General features: G+C 73.5%; 20 protein-coding genes and 3 pseudogenes. 9 read left to right on the top strand and 14 right to left on the bottom strand.

Annotated elements, in window-relative coordinates; translation table 11 throughout:
- Positions 1–490: 490 nt before the first annotated feature.
- Positions 491–1057 (bottom strand): RBBP9/YdeN family alpha/beta hydrolase, encoded by a 567-nt coding sequence (locus F8568_RS35770; RefSeq protein ID WP_151598058.1) that lies wholly within the window; start codon positions 1055–1057, stop codon positions 491–493.
- A 90-nt stretch (positions 1058–1147) separates the two neighbouring features.
- Between F8568_RS35770 and F8568_RS35765 the strand changes: the two genes are divergently transcribed.
- Genes F8568_RS35765 through F8568_RS35755 form a run of 3 tightly spaced genes read left to right on the top strand, consistent with a single transcriptional unit; the run spans position 1148 to position 3377 of the window.
- Positions 1148–1984 carry a patatin-like phospholipase family protein gene (locus tag F8568_RS35765; RefSeq protein ID WP_328601169.1) on the top strand — a complete coding sequence of 279 codons (837 nt, stop codon included), beginning with the start codon at positions 1148–1150 and terminating at the stop codon, positions 1982–1984.
- A gap of 1 nt (position 1985) precedes the next feature.
- Positions 1986–2945: a 1-acyl-sn-glycerol-3-phosphate acyltransferase gene (locus tag F8568_RS35760; protein ID WP_151598057.1), complete on the top strand. Its 960-nt coding sequence runs from the start codon at positions 1986–1988 to the stop codon at positions 2943–2945.
- Between the two features lie 30 nt (positions 2946–2975).
- A complete protein-coding gene (locus F8568_RS35755) occupies positions 2976–3377 on the top strand; it encodes an RNA-binding S4 domain-containing protein (RefSeq protein ID WP_151598056.1) in 402 nt (133 codons plus the stop codon).
- Between the two features lie 14 nt (positions 3378–3391).
- Here F8568_RS35755 and F8568_RS35750 read toward each other — a convergent pair whose 3' ends face one another.
- Positions 3392–4861: an arylsulfotransferase family protein gene (locus F8568_RS35750; protein ID WP_151598055.1), complete on the bottom strand. Its 1470-nt coding sequence runs from the start codon at positions 4859–4861 to the stop codon at positions 3392–3394.
- Positions 4862–5032: 171 nt separating this feature from the next.
- Here F8568_RS35750 and F8568_RS51240 point away from each other — a divergent pair.
- A pseudogene (locus F8568_RS51240) lies at positions 5033–5662 on the top strand (hypothetical protein); the annotation flags it as partial.
- A gap of 115 nt (positions 5663–5777) precedes the next feature.
- The gene (locus F8568_RS35745; protein ID WP_202125723.1) at positions 5778–6095 is read left to right on the top strand and encodes a hypothetical protein; all 318 of its coding nucleotides are present in this window, start codon (positions 5778–5780) and stop codon (positions 6093–6095) included.
- Between the two features lie 67 nt (positions 6096–6162).
- Here F8568_RS35745 and F8568_RS35740 read toward each other — a convergent pair whose 3' ends face one another.
- Both F8568_RS35740 and F8568_RS51235 read right to left on the bottom strand, forming a co-directional pair.
- Positions 6163–7260, bottom strand: a complete 1098-nt coding sequence (locus F8568_RS35740) for a flavin-containing monooxygenase (protein ID WP_236009823.1) — start codon at positions 7258–7260, stop codon at positions 6163–6165.
- 106 nt (positions 7261–7366) lie between these two features.
- A pseudogene (locus tag F8568_RS51235) lies at positions 7367–7615 on the bottom strand (monooxygenase); the annotation flags it as partial.
- A 194-nt stretch (positions 7616–7809) separates the two neighbouring features.
- Between F8568_RS51235 and F8568_RS50740 the strand changes: the two are divergent.
- On the top strand, positions 7810–9009 hold the full coding sequence (locus F8568_RS50740; RefSeq protein ID WP_151598054.1) for a phosphorylase family protein: 1200 nt from the start codon (positions 7810–7812) through the stop codon (positions 9007–9009).
- A 1-nt stretch (position 9010) separates the two neighbouring features.
- Here the strand turns inward: F8568_RS50740 and F8568_RS35730 are convergent.
- Positions 9011–9298: pseudogene (locus F8568_RS35730) on the bottom strand (theronine dehydrogenase); the annotation flags it as partial.
- A gap of 209 nt (positions 9299–9507) precedes the next feature.
- Here F8568_RS35730 and F8568_RS35725 point away from each other — a divergent pair.
- Complete coding sequence (locus F8568_RS35725; RefSeq protein WP_151598053.1) at positions 9508–9900, top strand: DUF2267 domain-containing protein; 393 nt, start codon at positions 9508–9510, stop codon at positions 9898–9900.
- 169 nt (positions 9901–10069) lie between these two features.
- A complete protein-coding gene (locus F8568_RS35720; RefSeq protein ID WP_151598052.1) occupies positions 10070–11125 on the top strand; it encodes a S1C family serine protease in 1056 nt (351 codons plus the stop codon).
- A gap of 42 nt (positions 11126–11167) precedes the next feature.
- Here F8568_RS35720 and F8568_RS35715 read toward each other — a convergent pair whose 3' ends face one another.
- Positions 11168–12268 (bottom strand): hypothetical protein, encoded by a 1101-nt coding sequence (locus F8568_RS35715; RefSeq protein ID WP_151598051.1) that lies wholly within the window; start codon positions 12266–12268, stop codon positions 11168–11170.
- Between the two features lie 75 nt (positions 12269–12343).
- Positions 12344–12877 (bottom strand): potassium channel family protein, encoded by a 534-nt coding sequence (locus F8568_RS49965; RefSeq protein ID WP_151598050.1) that lies wholly within the window; start codon positions 12875–12877, stop codon positions 12344–12346.
- 72 nt (positions 12878–12949) lie between these two features.
- Here F8568_RS49965 and F8568_RS35705 point away from each other — a divergent pair, with 72 nt between their 5' ends.
- Positions 12950–14077, top strand: a complete 1128-nt coding sequence (locus F8568_RS35705; RefSeq protein WP_328601168.1) for a glycosyltransferase — start codon at positions 12950–12952, stop codon at positions 14075–14077.
- Here the strand turns inward: F8568_RS35705 and F8568_RS35700 are convergent.
- The 7 genes from F8568_RS35700 to F8568_RS35670 form a co-directional block, all read right to left on the bottom strand.
- Complete coding sequence (locus tag F8568_RS35700) at positions 14070–14873, bottom strand: SAM-dependent methyltransferase (RefSeq protein WP_151598048.1); 804 nt, start codon at positions 14871–14873, stop codon at positions 14070–14072. The genes F8568_RS35705 and F8568_RS35700 overlap by 8 nt on opposite strands.
- A 122-nt stretch (positions 14874–14995) precedes the next feature.
- Complete coding sequence (locus tag F8568_RS35695) at positions 14996–15406, bottom strand: VOC family protein (protein ID WP_151598047.1); 411 nt, start codon at positions 15404–15406, stop codon at positions 14996–14998.
- Between the two features lie 10 nt (positions 15407–15416).
- On the bottom strand, positions 15417–15863 hold the full coding sequence (locus F8568_RS35690; protein WP_151598046.1) for a helix-turn-helix transcriptional regulator: 447 nt from the start codon (positions 15861–15863) through the stop codon (positions 15417–15419).
- Between the two features lie 72 nt (positions 15864–15935).
- Positions 15936–18326: an ATP-binding cassette domain-containing protein gene (locus tag F8568_RS35685; RefSeq protein WP_151598045.1), complete on the bottom strand. Its 2391-nt coding sequence runs from the start codon at positions 18324–18326 to the stop codon at positions 15936–15938.
- A gap of 123 nt (positions 18327–18449) precedes the next feature.
- Positions 18450–18806: a VOC family protein gene (locus F8568_RS35680; RefSeq protein ID WP_151598044.1), complete on the bottom strand. Its 357-nt coding sequence runs from the start codon at positions 18804–18806 to the stop codon at positions 18450–18452.
- A 222-nt stretch (positions 18807–19028) separates the two neighbouring features.
- Positions 19029–19439: a DUF7144 family membrane protein gene (locus tag F8568_RS35675; RefSeq protein ID WP_151598043.1), complete on the bottom strand. Its 411-nt coding sequence runs from the start codon at positions 19437–19439 to the stop codon at positions 19029–19031.
- Positions 19440–19580: 141 nt separating this feature from the next.
- Entirely contained in the window at positions 19581–20303 is a 723-nt protein-coding gene (locus F8568_RS35670; RefSeq protein WP_151598042.1) for a class I SAM-dependent methyltransferase, read from the bottom strand.
- Positions 20304–20399: the final 96 nt, after the last annotated feature.

The following is a 20399-nucleotide window of genomic DNA, read 5'->3' as shown; positions in this document are numbered from 1 at the left end:
GGGGGGGCGCCCCCGGGGGGCGGGGCCGGCGGCCCCGGCCCCCAACACCTGCCCAGGGGCCGCAGAGGCTCCACAGTCAAGGGTGGACGAAGTCCATCGCGTAGCGACGCCGAAGGCGCCCTTGACTTTGGAGGGGCGGCCCCGTACGCAAGCGCCACCTCATCACCCGAACACCCCTCTTGTGGATTTTCGAACACCCGAACACTCCTCGCGAGGAACACCCGAACACCCCCTTGAAGAACAGCCGAACACCCCCTTGAAGGCCTCCGGCACGTGTGCAACCCATGGCCGATCGTCTGAGCGAACTCAGGTCGGGCGGTTGATGCGTCATGTGCTGCCGCATGCTTGGGGATGTTCGGTGCTCGCACCATCCCCCCTTATCCACAGGCTGTGGATAAGGGGGGATGTGAGGACAGGGACAGAGAAACCGCGCCGATCGCGCCTACCGCACTGACCGCACCGAGCGCGCCGACTGCGGCACCTGATCGTTTCAGGGTAGGGCGGCGGTCAGGGCCTGGGGGAGGGACGTGATGCCTTCGGTGGCCAGGAAATGGCCTGCGCCGGGGACGATCTCGGCGGTGGTGCCGAGCCGCCGGGCGAGGCGGTCGGTGTGGCCGGGTGGGACGACCGGGTCCGCGTCCGAGCGGAGGACCGTGAGGTGGTCGATGCGGTCGGCGAGGCCCTCGACGTCGCAGCCGTCCGCTATGTAGGCGTCCAGTCCGGGGAGGGCGGGCAGCGGCTCGGTGAAGCCGGCGACCAGGACGAGGGTGCCGAGGCGCGACGGGGCCGGGAGGGCGCGCAGGTGGCGCAGGGCGGTGAGACAGCCGAGGCTGTGCGCGACGATGATCGAGTTCTCGTCGGGGGCGCCGGCGGCGGCGCGGACGGCGGCCGTCCACGCGGCGGGGTCGGGGTCCAGCGGGTCCGGGAGCGCGGGGATCGTGGTAGCGACGCCGGCGCGGCGGAGTTGTCCGGCGAGGTCGCCGAACCAGTGGTCGGCGGGGGTGGCGCCGTAGCCGTGGACGATCGTCGCGCGTCGCTGTGGTGTCCGGGTGGTCATACCGGGACGGTAGGGCCTCGCATGGGTGTGAAGGTCAAGCGGATTTGGCTTGGTTTCTGGGGGGATGTACCGGTGGGCTGAGGAGGGACGGTGGCGGAGTCGGGCGGGACGGCGTTCGTGCTGGGCGGCGGGGGCGTGCTCGGTGCGCACGAGGTGGGGATGCTGCGGGCGCTGGAGGAGGCCGAGGTGCGGCCCGATCTGGTGGTGGGGACGTCGATCGGGGCGTTGAACGGGGCGTTCGTCGCGGCGGATCCGGAGACGGCGGTGGAGCGGCTGACCGGGGTGTGGTCGGACGACGCGGCGCGGGAGGTGTTCGGGGCGCGGGTGTGGGAGCGGTTGTGGACGCTGGCGCGGTCGGGGACGCATCTGCATTCGGCGGAGCCGCTGCGGCGGATGCTGGACGGGCTGCTGCCGGCGCGGGCGTTCGAGGAGATGGCGGTGCCGTTCCAGTGCGTGGCGGCGGGGATCGAGACGGCGATGGGGCACTGGTTCTCGCGGGGTCCGGTGATCCCGGCGGTGCTGGCGTCGTGCGCGGCGCCGGGGCTGCTGCCGCCGGTGGAGGTGGACGGGCGGCACTACTTCGACGGGGGGCTGGTGCACAGCATCCCGGTGGGGCGGGCGGTGGCGCTGGGCGCGACGAGGATCTTCGTGTTGCAGGTGGGGCGGGTCGAGCGGGCGCTGGCGCCGCCGCGCAGGCCGTGGGAGGTGGGGATGGTGGCGTTCGAGATCGCGCGGCGGCACCGGTTCTTCGAGGAGATGGCGGCGCTGCCGGACGGGTTGGAGGTGCACGTCCTGCCGGCGGGCGGGAAGCGGCATAAGGCGGGCGTCGACTACACGCAGATCCGGTACCGGGATGCGTCGGGGATCGCGGGGCATATCGAGCGGGCGTACGCGGCGTCGGCGAGGTATCTCGAGGAGCGGGTGTGAGATGGTGCCGCCCCCCGTGGTCCGGCGGCTGGTCTGCACGCCGGTGCTGTTCCTGCTGACGTCGCTGGTGGTGCTCGCGTTCCCGTTCGTGTGGTTCTTCGGGACGGTGTTCGGGCGGGAGCGCCGGCGTGCCGTCCGGTTTCTGTGGTTCGCGCTGGCGTGGGGGCTGCGGGAGTCGGCGGCGGTGCTGGAGTGCGGGTGGCTGTGGTGTACGGGGCGGGGGCGTGACGAGCGGCATTACGACGTCATCCGCCGTTACGTCGCGGGCCTGTACGCGGTGGCGGGGCGGCGGCTCGGGCTGCGCGTCGAGGACGAGGGGAGCTGGGACGGGACGGGCGGCGACCGTCCGCTGATCGTCCTCAGCCGGCACGCGGGTCCGGGCGACGCGCTGATCCTCGTCCACCACCTGCTGTCGGGGTACCGGCGGCGGCCGCGGGTGGTGATGAAGGGGGAGCTGCAGCTCGATCCGTGCATCGACATCGCCGCGAACCGGCTGCCGAACGTGTTCGTGCAGGGCGGCGGCGCGACGGAGCGGATCGGGCGGCTGGCGGAGGGGCTGGGGCCGCGGGACGCGCTGCTGATCTTCCCGGAGGGCGGGAACTTCTCGCCGGAGCGGCGGCGCCGGGCGATCCGCCGGCTGGCGCGCCGCCGCCGGCGGCGCGACGCGGTGCGGGCGGCGCGGATGCGGAACCTGATGCCGCCGCGGCCGGGCGGCGTCCTCGCGGCGATCGAGGCGGCGCCCGGCGCGGACGTGGTGTTCGTCGCGCACGTGGGGCTGGATCACATGGCGTCGGCCGGGGACATCTGGCGGCGGGTGCCGCTGACGGAGCCGGTCCGCGCGCGGTGGTGGCGGATCCCGGCGGAGGACGTCCCGGAGGAGCGGGAGGCCCGGATCAACTGGCTGTACGCGCAGTGGGAGCGGGCGGACGCGTGGATCACGGCGCATCGAAGATCGGGATAAGCCGTTGACGTGGTCAATAGACTCCTGGGCATGGCGGACGAGGGGACGGTGCGGGTCGATCTGTGGATCTGGTCCGTCCGGCTGCTGAAGACGCGGTCGATGGCGACGACGGCCTGCCGCGCGGGGCACGTGCGGGTGAACGACGAGCGGGCGAAGCCGGCGACCGCGGTGAAGATCGGCGACGAGGTGCGGCTGCGGCACGACGGCCGGGAGCGGATCGTGGTGGTGCAGAAGATCGTCCGCAAGCGGGTGGGGGCGCCCGCGGCGGCCGAGTGCCTGATCGACAAGAGCCCGCCCCCGCCGCCGCGGGAGGCGCTGATCCCGATCGGCCGCCGGGACCGGGGCGCGGGGCGCCCGACGAAGCGGGACCGCCGCGAGCTGGACCGGCTGCGGGCGCTGAACTCGACGCTGAACCGGCCGCCCGGGGCCTGACCCCGGGGCCGGAATCAGACGCTGACGGCCTGGACGGCGGACCGGGCGAGGAGACCGCCGTCCGCGCCGAGCGCCTCGGCGATGACGCGCGGCGCGACCGGCATGGTCGCGGCCGTTTCGAATCCGGTGCGCCGGACGGTCGCGGCGGTCGTGAAGCGGGCCGCGTCCGCGTCGGTGCGGAACCGCCAGGCCGCGACGTCGGTGGCCCCGTTCCAGCTCGCGTGGACCCGCATCCGCCCGCTCGCCACCGACGCGACGGCGACGGACGGCGCCGTCGCGGGCCGCGCCGACCAGGGCGAGCGGTACGCGCGGTAGGAGCCGGCGCCGGTCATCTCCATGACGGGCTCGCCGTCCGGCCCGTACTCGATGACCGCGGCGGTCGAGCCGTACCCGACGAGCACGTTGCCGCCCTGGAGTTGCTGGACGTTGCCCATGTACTGCCCGTAGGTCTTGCCGTCGGTGTACTCGCGCAGCAGCGTGGCCTTGCGGGCCTTCTCGTCGATCTTCAGGACGAGCCCGCGGGACGCTCCGTCGCCGACGTTGGTGATGTGGTTGTCGAACAGCGAGATCGTGGTGGCGTCGAGGCGGCGGGCGTCGTGCTGCCAGGCGAACGCGGCGCGGGAGCCGACCGCGAAGTCGCTGCGCCGGCCGCCGAGCCGCCACCGCACCGCGCCGGTCCGCCGGTCGACGCAGTACAGCGCGCAGGTGTCGCGGGCGGAGATCAGCAGCGTGTCGCCGTAGGCCTGCACGGAGTTGACGTGGACGGGGTCGAACGTCTTGCCCTCCGTCCCGTCGGTGTCCTTGGTCATCGGCATCCTGGTCTCGGCGATGTCGATGTGGTCGAGCGCCTGCCAGTCGAGCAGCACCTTCCCGGACGCGATGTCGACCTCCTGGACGCGGCAGCCGTACACGTGCCCGTCGCGGGGGCCGCCGATCGGCCGCAGGTCCGCGGTGACCTCGGGGTAGGCGGTGAGGAGCGCGGTGCCGCGGTCGGTGAGCTGGAACTCGTGCAGGTCGCCCTGCACGCCGTCGCCGGCCCGGACCTCCGCGATCTTGGTGTAGGTCCGGTCGAGGACGACGCCGTTGCCCGCGCCGTGCCCGCCGGTGAGCCGGGCGCCCTCCCAGTACGTCAGCACCGGCTCGCCCTTGTAGGTCTGGACGCGCAGGTCCGTCACGAGGTCGGTGGAGCCGCGGAACCAGACGGGTTCGCCGTCGTCGTCGACGATCAGGGCGTCGGCGTAGTCGGTGCCGCGGAACGGCCCGAGGAACACCAGCCCCGGCGCGACCTGCCCGGTGCGGCGGACGGTCACCTTGGGCGGCTGCGTTCCGGGCAGCGTGAGGTATCCGCTCGGCTCGGCGGCGGCTGCGGTATCGGCATCGGCGTCCGTGCCGCCGCCGCGTTGCAGCGTTCCGGCCGCGCCCGCCAGGGCGGCCCCGCCGGCCAGTACCGTCCCCATCAGGAACCCGCGTCGTGTCAGACCCATGACGGACGGTCTATGCGGCCCAGTTCAACGTCCGGTGAAAGAACCCTGAGAGGTTCCTGGTGGGTCGCGGTGGATCCTCCAGTGCGGGCGTGAAGTATGTGGACATGACGGGCCGGCGTCTGCCAGCATGCGGTACATGATCGATGAAAGGGGCGCCGCCGCCCGCATCCGATGAGCGGAGCCGTGCAGCGGGACGCTGCCGCCATCCGCGACGCATGGCTGGGCCGGGCACTGCGCGCGCGGCCCGCCGACCGACCGGCCGCCGAAGCGGCCATCTCCGGCCTCTACCGCCTGGCCGGACTCGCTCCTCCCCGGTTCCACTGGGTTCCCTCGCCGCTCGCGGCCTTCGAGACCGTCCCGCCCGGGATGCGCCTGCGCCCGGAGGGCCCGCACGTCTTCGACGGGCCCGCCGCGCGCGCACTCGCCGCGTCCGCGCTCCGGCTCCGCCTGGACCTGGACGAGGCGGTCAGGGAGCACTGCTCCGGCCTGGCCGGCCTGTTCCAGCAGCAGGTGCGGTTCTCGCTGGCCCGCTCGGTGCGCGGCACGCTCGCCATGGCCGCACGCGAGGCGCACGATTTCCGGCGCCTGGCCCCCACCTGGTACGGCACGCTGTGCGTCTCCTGGATCGCCTACTACGACGTCGTGCGCCGTCTGGCGGGCGTCCCGTTCACGTCCGGGCAGGCCGAACACCTCGATCTGTGGGAAGCCGCGCTCACGTCGGCCGGCTGGTGGTGGCCGCACGACGACGTGTGCGCGGTGTCCGAGCGGCCCGTCGCCGTCCGCACCGAGCCGTGCGGGGACGACGGCGAGGTGCGCCTGCACGCCCCGGACGGCCCGGCCGTCCGCTACGCCGACGGCTGGGACGCTGCAGGCCCAGGGCGACCTGATCGTCATCCCGCTGGACGCCGTCCCCGGCGTGAAGGTCCTGCCCGAGCGCCCCGGCCCGTCCGCCCGCCCGGGCTGGCGGGACGTCCCGCCGGAGGGCGTCGAGCTGCTGCGCGCCGAGGCGGGCCGCAACACGCACTCGCTCGTCGCCGAGCCCGGCACCTGCCGCTGGACGAGGAACGTCGTCGACGACACCCTCCTCGCCATCGGCGTGTTCGAGGCGTCGGAGGTCGTGTACCTGCTGCATCCCGAGCACGGCGCGTCCGGCTGCGCGCCGGGGACGTACGTCGTCCGGCGGCAGCGCGAGCACGACCGCCGCCGCGGCGGAACCCGCTACGTCGCCGACTAACCCGTTGACTTGTGGCGTGTCGTGGTTATCGCGCGCGGAATAACCACGACACGCCACAACTCAACGGTTAGTGGAACCGTAGGCCCGCGAATGTCGTGCGCCAGCGTTCCAGGTAGGAGAAGTAGGCGGTGGGGCCGGCCGGGTAGCCGACGTTCAGCAGCGACCACGGCGACGGCGCCTGGCCCTCGTTGTTGTAGTAGCCGGGCGTGCAGTCCGGCAGGAACGCCATCCGGGGCGGCGCGGTGCGCAGCAGGTCGAGCCAGGCGTCCTCGGCCTCCCGCGTCACCTCGACCTCGGTGTACCCGCCGTCGAGGGCGTGCCGGATCACCGCCGCGGTCGTCGCGCCCGCCTCGGTGAGGTTGTGCGGGATGTTGGAGATGAGGTTCGCGCCCTGCGCGGGCTGCACGATGAACGCGTTCGGGAAGCCGTGGACGTGGGTGCCGTGCAGGGTGCGCATCCCCTGCGACCAGTACTCCGACAGCTTCACGCCGCCGCGTCCGGTCATGTCGTAGCCGGCGCGGCGGGTGTGCTCGGTGCCGACCTCGAACCCGGACGCGTAGATGACGCAGTCCACCTCGTACTCGCGGCCGCCCGCGACGACGCCGGACGCGGTGACGCGCTCGACGCCCTTCCCGTCGGTGTCGACGAGGTGGGTGCCGGGGACGTTGAACGCCTGCAGGTACTCGTCGTGGAAGCAGGGCCGCTTGCACAGCTGCCGGTACCAGGCCTTCAGCCCGGCCGCGGTCTCCGGGTCCTCGACGATCGCGTCGACGCGGGCGCGGATCTCCTCCATCTTCTCGTGGTCGGACTCCTCGTAGACCTCCGCCATCCGCTCGGGCGTCGCCTCGCCGGGGCCGAGCGCGGCATAGCGGGCGCGGATGCGGCGGCTGAGGTCGGTCCAGCCGTCCATGACGAGGTCGGTCTCGGCGGTGCCGCCGGTCTGGTTGGAGGTGAAGTTCTCCAGCCAGCGCCGCTGCCAGCCCGGCGTCGCGATCCCGGCGAACCACTCGGGGTCGATCGGGTGGTTGCCGCGGACGTCCACCGACGACGGCGTCCGCTGGAAGACGTACAGCTCGCGGCAGGCGCGCGCGAGGTGCGGGACGCACTGGACGGCCGTCGCGCCCGTCCCGATGATCGCGACGCGCTTGTCCGCGAGCCGGTCCATGGGCGCGCCGGACGGGTCGCCGCCGGTGTAGGCGTAGTCCCAGCGGCTGGGCGCCCGGGTACCGGTTCCAGTACCAGGTGCCGCCGAAGTCGCCGCCCTTCTCGACGATCCGGACGTCGTCGACGCCGGCCTCCTTCAGCCGGGCGCCGGTGACGAGCCCGGCGAACCCGCCGCCGATGAACGCGGCGGTGACGTGGTCGGTGCGCGGCTCGCGCGGCGCGACGGGGGTGTACGGGTCGGCGAGGTAGTGGGCGAACCGGCCGGTCAGCCGCTGGTACTGGGCGTTGCCGTCGGGGCGGAGGCGCTTGTCGCGTTCGGCGCGGTACTTCCGGCGGAGGGCTTCCTTGTCAAGCATGCGTGCTCCGGGGGCGGGGCCGGCGGGCGGGCGCGCGCACCCGCCCTCGTCCAGAACAGAATGACATTCAGGACCGTGCAAAGGCGACACTCATGAACTGATCACCTGCTCGCGGTCGTCCGGCCGGATACGATCGCCGCGGGCGGCGGACCGAGGACGCCGCCCGTGCACGGGGTTCGGAGGGAGGCGTCCGGGTGGTCGAGCGGAACGCGGCGGGCACGGCCGGGCCGGTCACGGCGGCGCCGGCGGAGACCGCGGGGGCCCCGGCTCCGGCGGTGGAGGAGCTGCTGGACGCCCTGTGCGCGATCGACGCGGACGGCTGGTATCCCGCGATCGACGTCGAACGCCCCTGGTCGGCGGCGAACCCGCACATCACCGGCGAGTTCGCGCGGCCGGGCGCGATCCGCGGCTACCTGCGCCGGGAGCTGTCTGCGCTGATCCGCGCCGGCGCGAACGTGAGCGTTCGGGCGTCGCGGCGGGCGCTGCCGTTCGACGACCCGGGGTTCTTCGCGGCGCTCGACGAGGACCACGTCGACCTGCGCGGCAAGAAGCTGTTCCTGTTCGGGCCGGAGCGGATGGCCCTGTCCCTGGACCGGCTCTCGCACTACTGCGGGACTCCCGCCGAGTCCTTCCAGCGGCACGTGCTGTTCACCAACTACGCGATGTACGTCGAGACGTTCCGGGAGCGGTTCCCGGGCGCGGAGGGGCCGGAGCGCCCCGGCGTCCAGATGGCCGCCTGGCACCACCGCACCCCGGAGGGGGACGGCGTCAGCCTCGTCGACATCGGGGTCGGCCCGTCCAACGCCAAGACCATCACCGACCACCTGGCGGTGCTGCGCCCCGACACCATGATCATGGTCGGGCACTGCGGCGGGCTCCGCAACCACCAGCGGCTCGGCGACTACGTGCTCGCCACCGCCTACCAGCGCGGCGACCAGGTGCTGGACGAGGTGCTCCCCACCGACATCCCGGTCATCCCCAACCACCGGCTCAACACCATCCTGCTCGACAGCCTGGAGGCGGCCGGGGCCGGCTACCGGCTCGGCGTGGTGCACACCACCGGCAACCGCAACTGGGAGTTCAACCAGCGCCGGACGCTCGCGGCGATGAAGGGCGCCCGCTGCATCGCCGTCGACATGGAGTCGGCGACGATCGCCGCGAACGGGTTCCGGTACCGCATCCCGAACGCGACGCTGCTGTGCGTCTCGGACAAGCCGCTGCACGCCGCGCCCAAGCTGTCGGACGGTGCGAGGTCCTTCTACGAGACCAGCAAGCGGCGCCACCTCGACATCGCGCTGGCCGCGCTCGAACGGGTGCGCCGCGACTTCCCCGACGGCCTGCCGAACCAGGACCTGCGCGCCTCCGACGAGCCGCTGCTCGGCATGGAGACCTGACACCGGCACCGGTGACCAGGACCGACGTCGGCTCGTACCAGGCCCGCGCGCCGACCTTGTCGACCTGCTCCCACGCCTTCGCGACCACCGTCGTCGGCTCCAGCAGCATGCCGACGTCGGCGAGCCGCGGGTCCAGCTTCACCGCGTAGTCGGCCTCGACCGTCCACGCCCGGCTCGCGTAGCCGTCGATCTCCTTGATGCCGCGCTCGGTGTACCGGCCGTTGCGGCACATGTCGAACTGGCCGTGCGCGCACGCCCCGCAGGGCTCCGGGTCGGGCCTCCGCACCACGTGCGAGTACGCCTGCGGGACGTTGCCGACCTGCCGCCCCGCCGCCGTGTCGTACTCCTCGCTCAGCAGCGTCCCCCTGCCCTACCCGAGGGGCCGGTTCCATGCGGGGACGTGGGGCGATTCACCACGTCGCGGGCCGAATGGAGGCCGCGTTCGCGGGCACCCCGGCAGGGAGGACCGGACGCAGACGTGCGGAGAGGGGACAGACCATGAAGTACGGGCAGTTCATCGCGACGGTCCGCGACAACGGGGACTACAGCGGCCGGGAGGAGGCCGAGCGCGTCACCCAGGCGGTGCTGAGCGTCCTGCGGGACCGGCTCACCGAGGAGGGCGCGGACCACCTGGCGGCGCAGCTCCCCGAGCCGCTGGACGAGCTGATGCGCGACCGCGACGCGGCGCGGGCCGAGTCGTACGGGTCGGCGGAGTTCTGCCGCCGGGTCGCCGGGATGACCGGCGCCACCGAGCGGACCGCCGAGTGGGACGCCGACGCCGTGCTCAGCACGCTCGCGGGCACCGTCTCCGGGGGCGAGCTGAACCACCTGCTGAGCCAGCTCCCGTCCGGGTACGCGCCGTTCTTCGGCAAGAACGAGCTCACGGACTGATCCCGGCGCCCGCCTCCCGGTAGGCGGAGGGGGCCTCGACGGTGCCGCCGGGCGCGGCACCGGCGGTACCGGCGTGGCGGGCGGGGTCGCGGCGTGATCACGTCCGTGCGGGTCGGGGGTGCCTTCCCGGCGGAAAAGGGAAGGACCGGACGCGGAGGGGGGAGTTTCGGTGGACCGGAACGTGAGGATCTTCGCGGGGGCCCTGGCGGGCACGGCGCTGCTGCTGGCGGGCTGCGGCGGGGGTGACGGCGGGAAGGTGCGGACGGCCGCGGCGGCGCCCACGCCGGCCGGCGGCGCGGCGCAGCTTCAGCAGCAGTACGAGCAGGTCGTCGGGTCCGTGCTGCCCTCGGTCGTGAAGATCGAGACCGACCAGGGCGAGGGGTCCGGCGTCGTCTACGACGGCAAGGGCGACATCGTCACCAACGCCCACGTCGTCGCGGGCGCGAAGCAGATCCGGGTCACCGCGTCCAGCGGCGGCAGCCCGCTGAAGGCGAGCCTCGTCGGCTCGTTCGTCGCCGACGACCTCGCGGTGGTGAAGGCGAGCGGCGGCAACCTGCGCCCCGCCTCCTTCGGCGACTCCACCCAGGCCAAGGTCGGCCAGATCGTCCTGGCGATGGGCAACCCGCTCGGCCTGGCCGGCAGCGTGACGAACGGGATCGTCTCCGCGCTGAACCGGACCGTGTCCACCAAGCAGGAGGGCGCGTTCCCCGGCGCGACGATCGGCGACGCGATCCAGACCAGCGCGCCCATCAACCCCGGCAACAGCGGCGGCGCGCTCGTCACGCTGGACGGGCGGGTCATCGGCATCCCGACCGCCGCCGCGTCCGACCCGCAGATCGGCGGGGCCGCCGCCGGCATCGGGTTCGCGGCGCCGAGCGCGACCGTCAAGAAGATCGTCCCGCAGCTGATCCGGAGCGGGAAGGTGTCGCAGTCCGGGCGGGCCGCGATCGGCGCGACCGTCCGCACGATCGTCGACCCGGACAGCGGCGAGAAGAGCGCGGTCGCCGTGGTGGAGGTGACGAAGAACGCCGGCGCCGACAAGGCCGGGATCAAGGCCGGCGACCTGATCCTCGCGGTGAACGGCACCGCGACGCCCGACCAGACCGCGCTCGCCGCCGCCCTGGCGAACCTGAAGCCCGGCGACACCGCCAAGGTGCGGATTCAGCAGCCGGACGGGTCGAAGAAGGACGTCCAGGTCAAGCTTGGCGAACTCCCCGGCGGCTGATCTCTCCGGCCCCTTCCTGACCCCTGCCGGGGCCGGCCGGGGTCAGCGGAGGGCCTCGCCGATCGGGCCGGACGAGACGTCCCCGACCGACAGGACGGGCCCGTGGCCCGGCAGCCGCGCGATGTCGCCGACCTCGACGTAGGCGGTGCCGCGGACGGGGCCGCGTGCCGTCGTCCACTGGCCGCCGCTGTAGTGCAGGTACAGGGACGAGCCCTGGGCGGACGTGGCGGACATCCACACGCCGCCGCCGCCGTCCGGCGTGAGGCCCGCGAGGGCGCCGGTCGGCTCCGGCACGGCGATCTCGGTCCAGGCCGTCCCGTCCCAGTGCAGCAGCGTGTGCTCGGCGCCGAGGATGAGGTCGGTCCGGTAGGCCCACACGTCATCGGACGCGACGGCGGCGATCCGCTTGATCGCGCCCCAGGCCGGCTTCTGGATCCGCGCCTCGGTCCACGTCCGGCCGTCCCAGTGGTAGATGAACGGCGTGTCGGTGGAGGTGTCCATGCCGCCGATCCACACGTCGCCGTCGGAGCGGGCCGAGACCGACAGCAGCGCGAACGTCCCGGCGGGCATCTCCTTCTCGACCCACGCGCCGTGCTCGTAGTGCAGGACGGCCGCGGCGTACGTGCCGTAGTCCTGCGCGGCGGCCCACGCCCCGCCGCCGCGCGGTGCGGACACGTCGAGCCCGGTGAGCCCGGCGGGGAACGCGACCTGCCGCCAGGCCGTCCCGTTCCAGCGGACGGCGGTGCCGGAGCCGTCCGGCTGCGGGTCGCCGAGCGCCCAGGCCGAACGCGGGCCGGACGCGGCGACCGTCCGCAGGCCGCCCCGCGCGACCGCCGCGGGCAGCGCCTCGGTGCGCCAGGCGCGCCCGTCCCAGCGCAGCATCACCGGTGCGGACGGCGAGCTCTGCGCCCCGACGGCCCACGCGGCGCGCGGCCCGGCGGCGGCGACGTCGGTCAGGCGGGCGGACGCGGGGAGCGGTGGAAGGGAGACGTCCTGCCAGGTGGGCGCGGTGGCCGGCGCCGCCGGGCCGGCGGGCGCGGCGGCGGACGCGGCCGGAGCGGCGGCGGCGACGCACAGCGCGGCGGCGAGCCCGGCCGGGAGCGCCCTGCGGACGGCGGTGGCGTCGGTGATGCGGTGCCTCATGGGATGCCTCCTCGGTGTGACGCCGAAACTATGCCAGCGAACACTGGGAAGATCAACGGTGTTGGCCGGACCCGGCTAGCGGGGCCGCCGGGGGAGGCCGCCGCGCCCGGCTCGCTGCGCGCCCCGGCGCGCCGCCTCCAGCAGCACCCGCCCGACCGCGCCGAGGAACACCAGGTCGCCGAGCATCTGCACGGTCGCCAGGATGCGCGCCGCCGTGGACAGCGGCACGATGTCGCCGAAGCCGACCGAGGAGAACATCGTCACCGTGAAGTAGAACGCGTCCACCTTCGACAGGCGCTCCGAGAAGTGCCCCGGCCCGCCGCTGTCCATCAGCCGGTACGCCGACGCGAACACCACCAGGAACAGCACGAGCGACGTCACCAGCGCCTCCAGCGCGCGCAGCCACGGCGACGGCGAGGACACGATCGACCGCGCCTGCCAGCCGACGAGCACGCCCAGCGCCGCCAGCGCCCCGAGCAGCGCCAGCGCCGACGCGGGCCCGAACCGCACGTCCAGCGGCGCCACCGCGTACAGGGTCAGCGCGCACGCGGCGGTCAGCAGCATGCGCGCGGTCGTCCGGACCAGCGGCCGGCGCCAGGGAGCATCCACACCCTGTGGATGCCCGCATTCACTCTCCGTGATGCTGGACGATCACCGCCGCCGGATGCGAGGCTGCCGGACGTGCTGATCCCGAGCGTCCTGGCACTGCTCTCCCTCGCGGCCTGGCTGTACCTGGCGGCCGGGCACGGCGGCTTCTGGCGCACCCGGACCGGGATCCCGGACGGCGGCGCCGACCCGTCCGCCGACCCGTCCGCCTGGCCGCACGTCACCGCCGTCATCCCGGCCCGCGACGAGGCCGCCGTCCTGCCGGCGACGCTGCCGACCGTCCTCGCGCAGCGCTACCCCGGCCGCTTCGACGTCGTGGTCGTGGACGACGCCAGCACCGACGGCACCGCGGAGGCCGCCGCCGCGCTCGGCGCGTCCCGGGTCGTGCGGGCCCGCGAGCGGCCCGCCGGATGGGCGGGCAAGGTGTGGGCGATGTCCGAGGGCGTCCGCGCCGCCGGCGAGCCCGCGTTCTACCTGTTCACCGACGCCGACATCGCCTACGCGCCCGGCACGCTGGCCCGGCTCGTCCGCGCCGCGCACGACCGCGACCTCGTCTCCCGGATGGCGACCCTGAGCACCGCCACCGCCTGGGAGCGGTGGATCGTCCCGGCGTTCGTGTACTTCTTCGCGCAGCTGTACCCGTTCCGCCGGGTCGCGCGGGGCCGCCGCACCGCCGCCGCGGCCGGCGGCTGCATGCTCGTCCGGCGCGAGACGCTCGAGGCGGCGGGCGGGCTCGCCGCCATCCGCGACGCGCTGATCGACGACGTCGCGCTCGGCCGCCTCCTCAAGCGCGCCGGCGCCCGCTGCCGCCTCGACCTGGACCGGGACGTCGTCAGCCGCCGCCCCTACCCGCGCCTGGGCGACCTGTGGGCCATGATCGCCCGCAGCGCCTACCACCAGCTCCGCTACTCGCCCGCGCTGCTGGCCGGCACCGTCCTCGGGCTGCTGCTGATCTACGCGGTCCCGCCCGTCGCGGCGGTCGCCGGCCTGGCGGCGCTCAGCCCGCTGCCCGCCGTCGCCGGGTTCCTCGCCTGGGCGCTGATGGCGGCCACCTACATTCCGATGCTGCGCTTTTACGGACTGTCCCCGTTCCGGGCGCCCGCGCTGCCGCTGATCGCGCTCATGTACGCCGCGATGACCGTCGACTCCGCCCGCCTCCATTGGATGGGCCGTGGCGGTGCGTGGAAAGGCCGCGTCAGGTGACCGGCGGTTTCCGCGCGACGCCGCAGAATGCCGTCACCTCGGGCGGGTTGCCCCACGGATTGGGCTCCGGACGCCATTGCGACACCGAGACCACGCCGGGATCCAGCAGTTCCAGGCCGTCGAAATAGCCCGCGATCTGCTCCGGAGTCCGCAGCTTGTAAGGGTCGCCCGCCTCCGCGCGGGTCTGCTCCGCCTGCGCCGCCGCCTCCGGGTCGACCTTGTCGGTGCCGTCCTCCAGGACGAGGAAACTGCCCGGCGCCAGCGCCCCGATCAGCCGGTCGCGGATCGCACGCGCCTCCGCGTCATCCCACACGTTCCCGAGGATGCCGAGCATCATCAGCGCGACGGGACGGCCGAGGTCCAGCGTCGCGGCGGCCTGTTCAAGGATGGCGTCCGGCTCCCGGACGTCCGCGCTGATGTAGTCGCACGCGCCCTCCGGGGCGCTGTTGAGCAGGGCGCGGGCATGCGTCAGGACGAGCGGGTCGTTGTCGACGTAGACGATCCGGCAGGCCGGGTTCGCCCGCTGCGCGACCTCGTGCGTGTTGTCCACCGTCGGCAGCCCGGTGCCGATGTCGAGGAACTGATCGACGCCCGCCTCGCCCGCCAGGAACCGCACCGCGCGGCCGAGGAACGCCCGCGCGTGGCGCGCCACGTCCACGATTCCCGGGTACACCGCGCGGACCTGCTCGCCGACCTCCCGGTCGACCGGATAATTGTCCTTGCCGCCCAGCCAGTAGTTCCAGACGCGCGCCGAATGCGGAACGCTCGTGTCGATGACCGGCTCGCCCGCTGCCATGAACGACGCCCTTCGCTCGGGGATTCCGCCCCAAATTACCGCACCATCCCCGGGACCCGGACGGCCGCGGCCGGACCCGCCGCACGCCTTTTCCGGAAAGACGTCCCGGAAATGCGCTCGGGTCAGCGGATCTGCTGGATGCGGATCAGGTTGCCGGCGGGGTCGCGGACCGCGCAGTCCCGCACCCCGTACGGCTGCTCGGCCGGCTCCTGCACGATGTCGGCGTTGCCCGCCTGCAGGCGCTTGAAGGCGCCGTCGAGGTCGGGCGTGGCCAGCTGGATGATGGCGTAGGTGCCCTTCGCCATCATCTCGGCGATGGTGCGCCGCTCGTCCTCGGTGACGGCGGGGTCGGCGGCCGGCGGGTGCAGGACGATGGCCGTGCCCGCCCCGCCGGGCGGCCCGACCGTGATCCAGCGCATCCGCCCGCCGCCGACGTCCAGCCGGACCTCGAAGCCGAGCACGTCGCGGTAGAAGGCGAGCGACTCCTCCGGGTCCTCGTGCGGGAGGAACGTCGAATGGATGGCGATGTCCATGCAGGCCAGGCTAACCCCGCGGCCCGTCCGGGCCCGGTGAACGGCCCCGCACCGGCCGCGTCACCTGCTTCGCCACGCACGATGGCAGCTCGCCCGGCGTTTCCGCAGCCCGCCGCCGGTAGACGCTCGGCGGCATCCCGACGAGCTCGGCGAACCGGGTGCTGAACGTGCCGAGCGACGAGCAGCCGACCTCGAAGCACACCTCGGTGACGCTGAGGTCGCCGCGCCGCAGCAGCGCCATCGCCCGCTCGATGCGCCGCGTCATCAGGTACGAGTACGGCGACTCGCCGTAGGCGGCGCGGAACTCCCGGCTGAGGTGTCCCGCCGACATGTTCACGCCGCGGGCGAGCGCCTCGACGTCGAGCGGCCGCGCGTACTCCCGGTCGATCCGGTCGCGGACGCGCCGGATCCGCGCCAGGTCGAGAAGGCGCTGCTCCGAGGCTTGCCTGCGGGCCACATCGGGATCGTACGTCGCGCCGGTGACATCCTCGCGGCGTGCCGGCCGTCCGAGGCGCGGGCGCACGGCGGGTCAGCCGCCGACGTAGGCGGCGAGGTGCTCCCCGGTGAGGGTGGAGCGGGCGGCGACGAGGTCGGCGGGCGTCCCCTCGAACACGATCCGGCCGCCGTCGTGGCCGGCGCCGGGACCGAGGTCGATGATCCAGTCGGCGTGCGCCATGACGGCCTGGTGGTGCTCGATGACGATGACGGACTTGCCCGCGTCGACGAGCCGGTCCAGCAGCCCGAGCAGCTGCTCGACGTCGGCGAGGTGCAGGCCCGCGGTCGGCTCGTCCAGCACGTACACGCCGCCGTCCTCGCCCATGTGGGTGGCGAGCTTGAGCCGCTGCCGCTCGCCGCCGGACAGGGTGGTGAGCGGCTGCCCGATGCCGAGGTAGCCGAGCCCGACGTCGACGAGCCGCCGGAGGATCTTGTGGGCGGCGGGCAGCCGCGCCTCGCCGCCGCCGAAGAAGTCCTCGGCCTCCGCGACCGGCATCGCGAGCACTTCGGCGATGTCGCGGCCGCCGTAGCGGTAGCCGAGCACCGCCTCCTGGAACCGCTTGCCCTCGCACTCCTCGCAGGTCACCGCGACCCCGGCCATCATCGCGAGGTCGGTGTAGATCACGCCGGCGCCGTTGCAGGCGGGGCAGGCGCCCGCGGAGTTCGCGCTGAACAGCGCGGGCTTCACCCCGTTCGCCTTCGCGAACGCCTTGCGGATCGGGTCGAGCAGCCCGGTGTAGGTCGCGGGGTTGCTGCGCCGCGAGCCGCGGATCGCGCTTTGGTCGATCGCCACCACGCCCGCGCCCGCCGGGATCGACCCGTGCACGAGCGAGCTCTTGCCGGACCCGGCGACGCCCGTGACGACCGTCAGCACCCCGAGCGGGATGTCGACGTCGACGTCCCGCAGGTTGTGCGCGGACGCGCCGCGGATCTCCAGCCTGCCGGTGGGCTCGCGCACCGCCTTCTTCAGCGCGGCCCGGTCGTCGAGGTGGCGGCCCGTGACCGTGCCGGACGCGCGCAGCCCCTCGACGGTGCCCTCGTAGCAGACGGTGCCGCCGTTCGTGCCCGCGCCGGGCCCGAGGTCGACGACGTGGTCGGCGATCGCGATCGCCTCCGGCTTGTGCTCCACGACGAGGACCGTGTTGCCCTTGTCGCGCAGCCGCAGCAGCAGGCCGTTCATCCGCTGGATGTCGTGCGGGTGCAGGCCGATCGTCGGCTCGTCGAAGACGTAGGTGACGTCGGTGAGCGACGACCCGAGGTGCCGGATCATCTTGACGCGCTGCGCCTCGCCGCCCGACAGCGTGCCCGACGGCCGCTCCAGGGACAGGTAGCCGAGCCCGATCTCCACGAACGAGTCGAGGGTGTGCGCCAGCTTCCCGAGCAGCGGCGCGACGGACGGCTCGTCCAGCCCGCGCACCCATTCGGCCAGGTCGCTGATCTGCATCGCGCACGCGTCGGCGATGCTCATCCCCGCGATCTTCGACGACCGGGCCGCCTCGGTGAGCCGGGTGCCGCCGCAGTCCGGGCAGACCGTGAACGTCGTCGCCCGCGTCACGAACGCCCGTACGTGCGGCTGCAGCGAGTCGACGTCCTTGGACAGCATCGACTTCTGGATCCGCGGGATCAACCCCTCGTAGGTCAGGTTGATCCCTTCGACCTTGATCTTCGTCGGACCCCGGTGGAGCAGGTCGTCCAGTTCCTTCTCGGTGTACTCGCGGATCGGCTTGTCCGGGTCGAAGTAGCCGCAGCCCCGGAAGATCCGCCCGTACCAGCCGTCCATGGTGTAGCCGGGGATCTTGAGCGCGCCCTCGTTCAGCGACTTGTCCGCGTCGTACAGCTCGGCGAGGTCGATGTCGGAGACCGTGCCGCGGCCCTCGCAGCGCGGGCACATCCCGCCGGTGATCGTGAAGCTGCGCTGCTCCTTGACGGTCTTGCCGCCGCGTTCGAACTTCACGGCGCCGCCGCCGCTGATCGACGCGACGTTGAAGGAGAACGCCTGCGGCGAGCCGATGTGCGGCCGGCCGAGCCGGCTGAACAGGATCCGCAGCATCGCGTGCGCGTCGGTGGCGGTGCCGACCGTGGAGCGCGGGTCGGCGCCCAGCCGCTGCTGGTCGACGATGATCGCCGTGGTCAGCCCCTCCAGCACGTCGACGTCCGGCCGCGCCTGCGCCGGCATGAAGCCCTGCACGAACGTGCTGTACGTCTCGTTGATCATCCGCTGCGACTCGGCGGCGATCGTGTTGAACACCAGCGAGGTCTTGCCGGAGCCGGACACGCCGGTGAACACCGTCAGCCGCCGCTTCGGCAGCTCGATGGCGACGTCCTTGAGGTTGTTCTCGCGGGCGCCGTGCACGCGGATCAGGTCGTGGCCGTCGGCGGCGTGCCGCGCCCCGTCCGGCGCGTCCGTGCTGGTGGTGGTGCTCATGCTCTCCCCATCGGGTGGCGGGCCCGGACCGGCGGGCCGCGTCGGCGCCGCCTGCTCAGTCCGACAGTATGTCCCGTTCGCCGCTCCTCCGGCCCGCGCCGCGGCGGGCCGGAGGGACCCCGGTCACTTGTCCTGGACGAGTCCGAGGACGTTGCCGTCGGGGTCGGTGAACGAGGCCACCAGGCGGCCGCCGCCGACGTCGCGCGCCGCCTCCTTGAGCGTCGCGCCCGCCGCCGTCACCTCGGCCAGCTTCGCCTCGATGTCCGGCACGTGCCAGTACGCGACGGGGGAGTCCATCCGCTGCGGCCCGCCCTGCGGCACCAGCCCGATGTGCTGGCCCTCGGCGTCGTAGCCGACGTAGTACTCCGAGTCGGCCGTCGGGGGGACGCCGAGCAGGGCGGTGTAGACGGCCTTGGCGGCGGCCAGGTCGGTCACCGGGTGCAGGACCGTCCTGATCCCCAGGGTGGAAGACTCGCTCATGATCGCTCCTCGGTCGGTGGGGGACGCCCCGTCCGGCGGCGCCCGCGCCGGTCACGCTAGTTCCGGCCCGGTCATCGCCGCTTCTCGATTCCTGACCGGTCTGGTCAGCCGCCCCACCTGCGCCGACGCCGGCCCGCGAGGGCATGGTGGCCGTCCTGGACGGCATGGACCCGGCCGCGGCGGTGGAGCATCGCGCCGCGGCCGGGGACGTCCCGCGGGACCTCAGCCTCGGGCCCGCGGCGGCGGCGCGGTGAGCGCGTAGATCAGCAGGATCGACATCGCGATGGTCAGCACCGACCAGAGCGGGAACGCCCGCAGGAACGCGATGTGGCCGATCGCCGCGAGGACGGCGAACAGCACCCCCACGGCGCGCGCCCACATCCGCCCGGCGATGATCCCCGCGCCGACGGCGATCTGGACGGCGCCGAGGATCAGCCAGAACCAGCCCCAGGCGGTGAAGTCGAACACCATGATCTTGTTGTTGCCGACGAGGTAGTAGTCGTCGTTGAACAGGCCGACCAGCCCGTCGATCACGTTGAACGCGCCGATCACCATGGCGAGGGTGCCGGCGAACGTCAGCCAGCCGGACGTCTGCGGGAGGTGCCGGGCCGAGCCGTGCGCCATCCTGGTCATCGTGGGCCTCCTCGAACTTTAGCCGGACTGGATGTCCGAAAGGTGCCCTTTCAATCGTCAACGGCAACCGCACCCGGCGCCCTTTTGGCACGCCCGAGACCAGACCGTTCCCAGAAACTGGAACTGTGCGGCGATCCGGGCTCAGGCGGGACCGGGGGCCTTGCGGGCGAGGACGAGGCGGGCTCGCGGGGCGCCGTCGTCCCGCCGGCCCAGGGCCGTCAGCGGGACGGTCGTCACGCCGAATCCGGCCGCCGCCAGATCGTCGCGGACCGCGCCCAGCGGGCAGGTGCGGTAGTACATCACGAACGGCGGACGCCAGACCGCGTTCCGGACCCGCATGACCGCGTCGAAGGCGAGCAGCGCCCAGTACAACGCCGACGTGACGGGCGGCGGGCCGCCGATCGGGAAGGCGAAGAGCCCGCCGGGACGCAGCGCGCGATGCACCCCGGCGAAGACCGCGGGCCGCTCGGCGGGCAGCAGATGCCCGAGCGCCCCGAACGTCACGGCCAGATCGAATTCCCCATCGAAGGAAAGGCTCCGCACATCGGCCCGGACCAGGTCGGCGTCCGGATGCGCGTTTCGGGCCTGCGCGAGCATCCCGGCGCTGAAGTCGACCCCGGCGATCCCGTCCCGGCACACGGCCTCGAGCGTCCGCATGCCCGCGCCGGTGCCGCAGCACACGTCCAGCCCACGCCCGAACGGCCCGAGCGGCCGGAGCGCGCCGGCCGTCGCGTCGAGAACGCCGTCGGGCGTCCGGAACGGCGTGCGGTCGAACTTCGGTGCGAGCAGGTCGTATCCCCGCTCGACCGAGGACAGCGCCTGCACCGCCAGCTCCCGCAACGAGGGCCCCTGATCCGAGAACACCGCCCAAGGCTACTCGGACGCCGGGTCGAACGGCCGTCGCTCAGGTCGCGGGCACGAACCGGCAAAGTTCTGGAAAGCGCCGGATAACGCCCGCTC

It is taken from the genome of Actinomadura physcomitrii, assembly GCF_008923205.2.
GTDB classification, from domain to species: Bacteria; Actinomycetota; Actinomycetes; order Streptosporangiales; family Streptosporangiaceae; genus Spirillospora; species Spirillospora physcomitrii.
This window is presented reverse-complemented; position numbering and strand designations above follow the sequence as displayed.

Excerpts from the sequence above, each read along its gene's own strand:
- F8568_RS35755 (WP_151598056.1), top strand. The coding sequence starts at position 2,976 with ATGGCGGACGAGGGGACGGTGCGGGTCGATCTGTGGATCTGGTCCGTC.
- F8568_RS35750 (WP_151598055.1), bottom strand. The coding sequence starts at position 4,861 with ATGGGTCTGACACGACGCGGGTTCCTGATGGGGACGGTACTGGCCGGC.
- F8568_RS35715 (WP_151598051.1), bottom strand. The coding sequence starts at position 12,268 with ATGAGGCACCGCATCACCGACGCCACCGCCGTCCGCAGGGCGCTCCCG.
- F8568_RS35700 (WP_151598048.1), bottom strand. The coding sequence starts at position 14,873 with ATGGCAGCGGGCGAGCCGGTCATCGACACGAGCGTTCCGCATTCGGCG.
- F8568_RS35685 (WP_151598045.1), bottom strand. The coding sequence starts at position 18,326 with ATGAGCACCACCACCAGCACGGACGCGCCGGACGGGGCGCGGCACGCC.
- F8568_RS35740 (WP_236009823.1), bottom strand. The coding sequence starts at position 7,260 with ATGGACCGGCTCGCGGACAAGCGCGTCGCGATCATCGGGACGGGCGCG.
- F8568_RS35680 (WP_151598044.1), bottom strand. The coding sequence starts at position 18,806 with ATGAGCGAGTCTTCCACCCTGGGGATCAGGACGGTCCTGCACCCGGTG.
- F8568_RS35760 (WP_151598057.1), top strand. The coding sequence starts at position 1,986 with ATGGTGCCGCCCCCCGTGGTCCGGCGGCTGGTCTGCACGCCGGTGCTG.
- F8568_RS35695 (WP_151598047.1), bottom strand. The coding sequence starts at position 15,406 with ATGGACATCGCCATCCATTCGACGTTCCTCCCGCACGAGGACCCGGAG.
- F8568_RS35675 (WP_151598043.1), bottom strand. The coding sequence starts at position 19,439 with ATGACCAGGATGGCGCACGGCTCGGCCCGGCACCTCCCGCAGACGTCC.
- F8568_RS35725 (WP_151598053.1), top strand. The coding sequence starts at position 9,508 with ATGAAGTACGGGCAGTTCATCGCGACGGTCCGCGACAACGGGGACTAC.
- F8568_RS35770 (WP_151598058.1), bottom strand. The coding sequence starts at position 1,057 with ATGACCACCCGGACACCACAGCGACGCGCGACGATCGTCCACGGCTAC.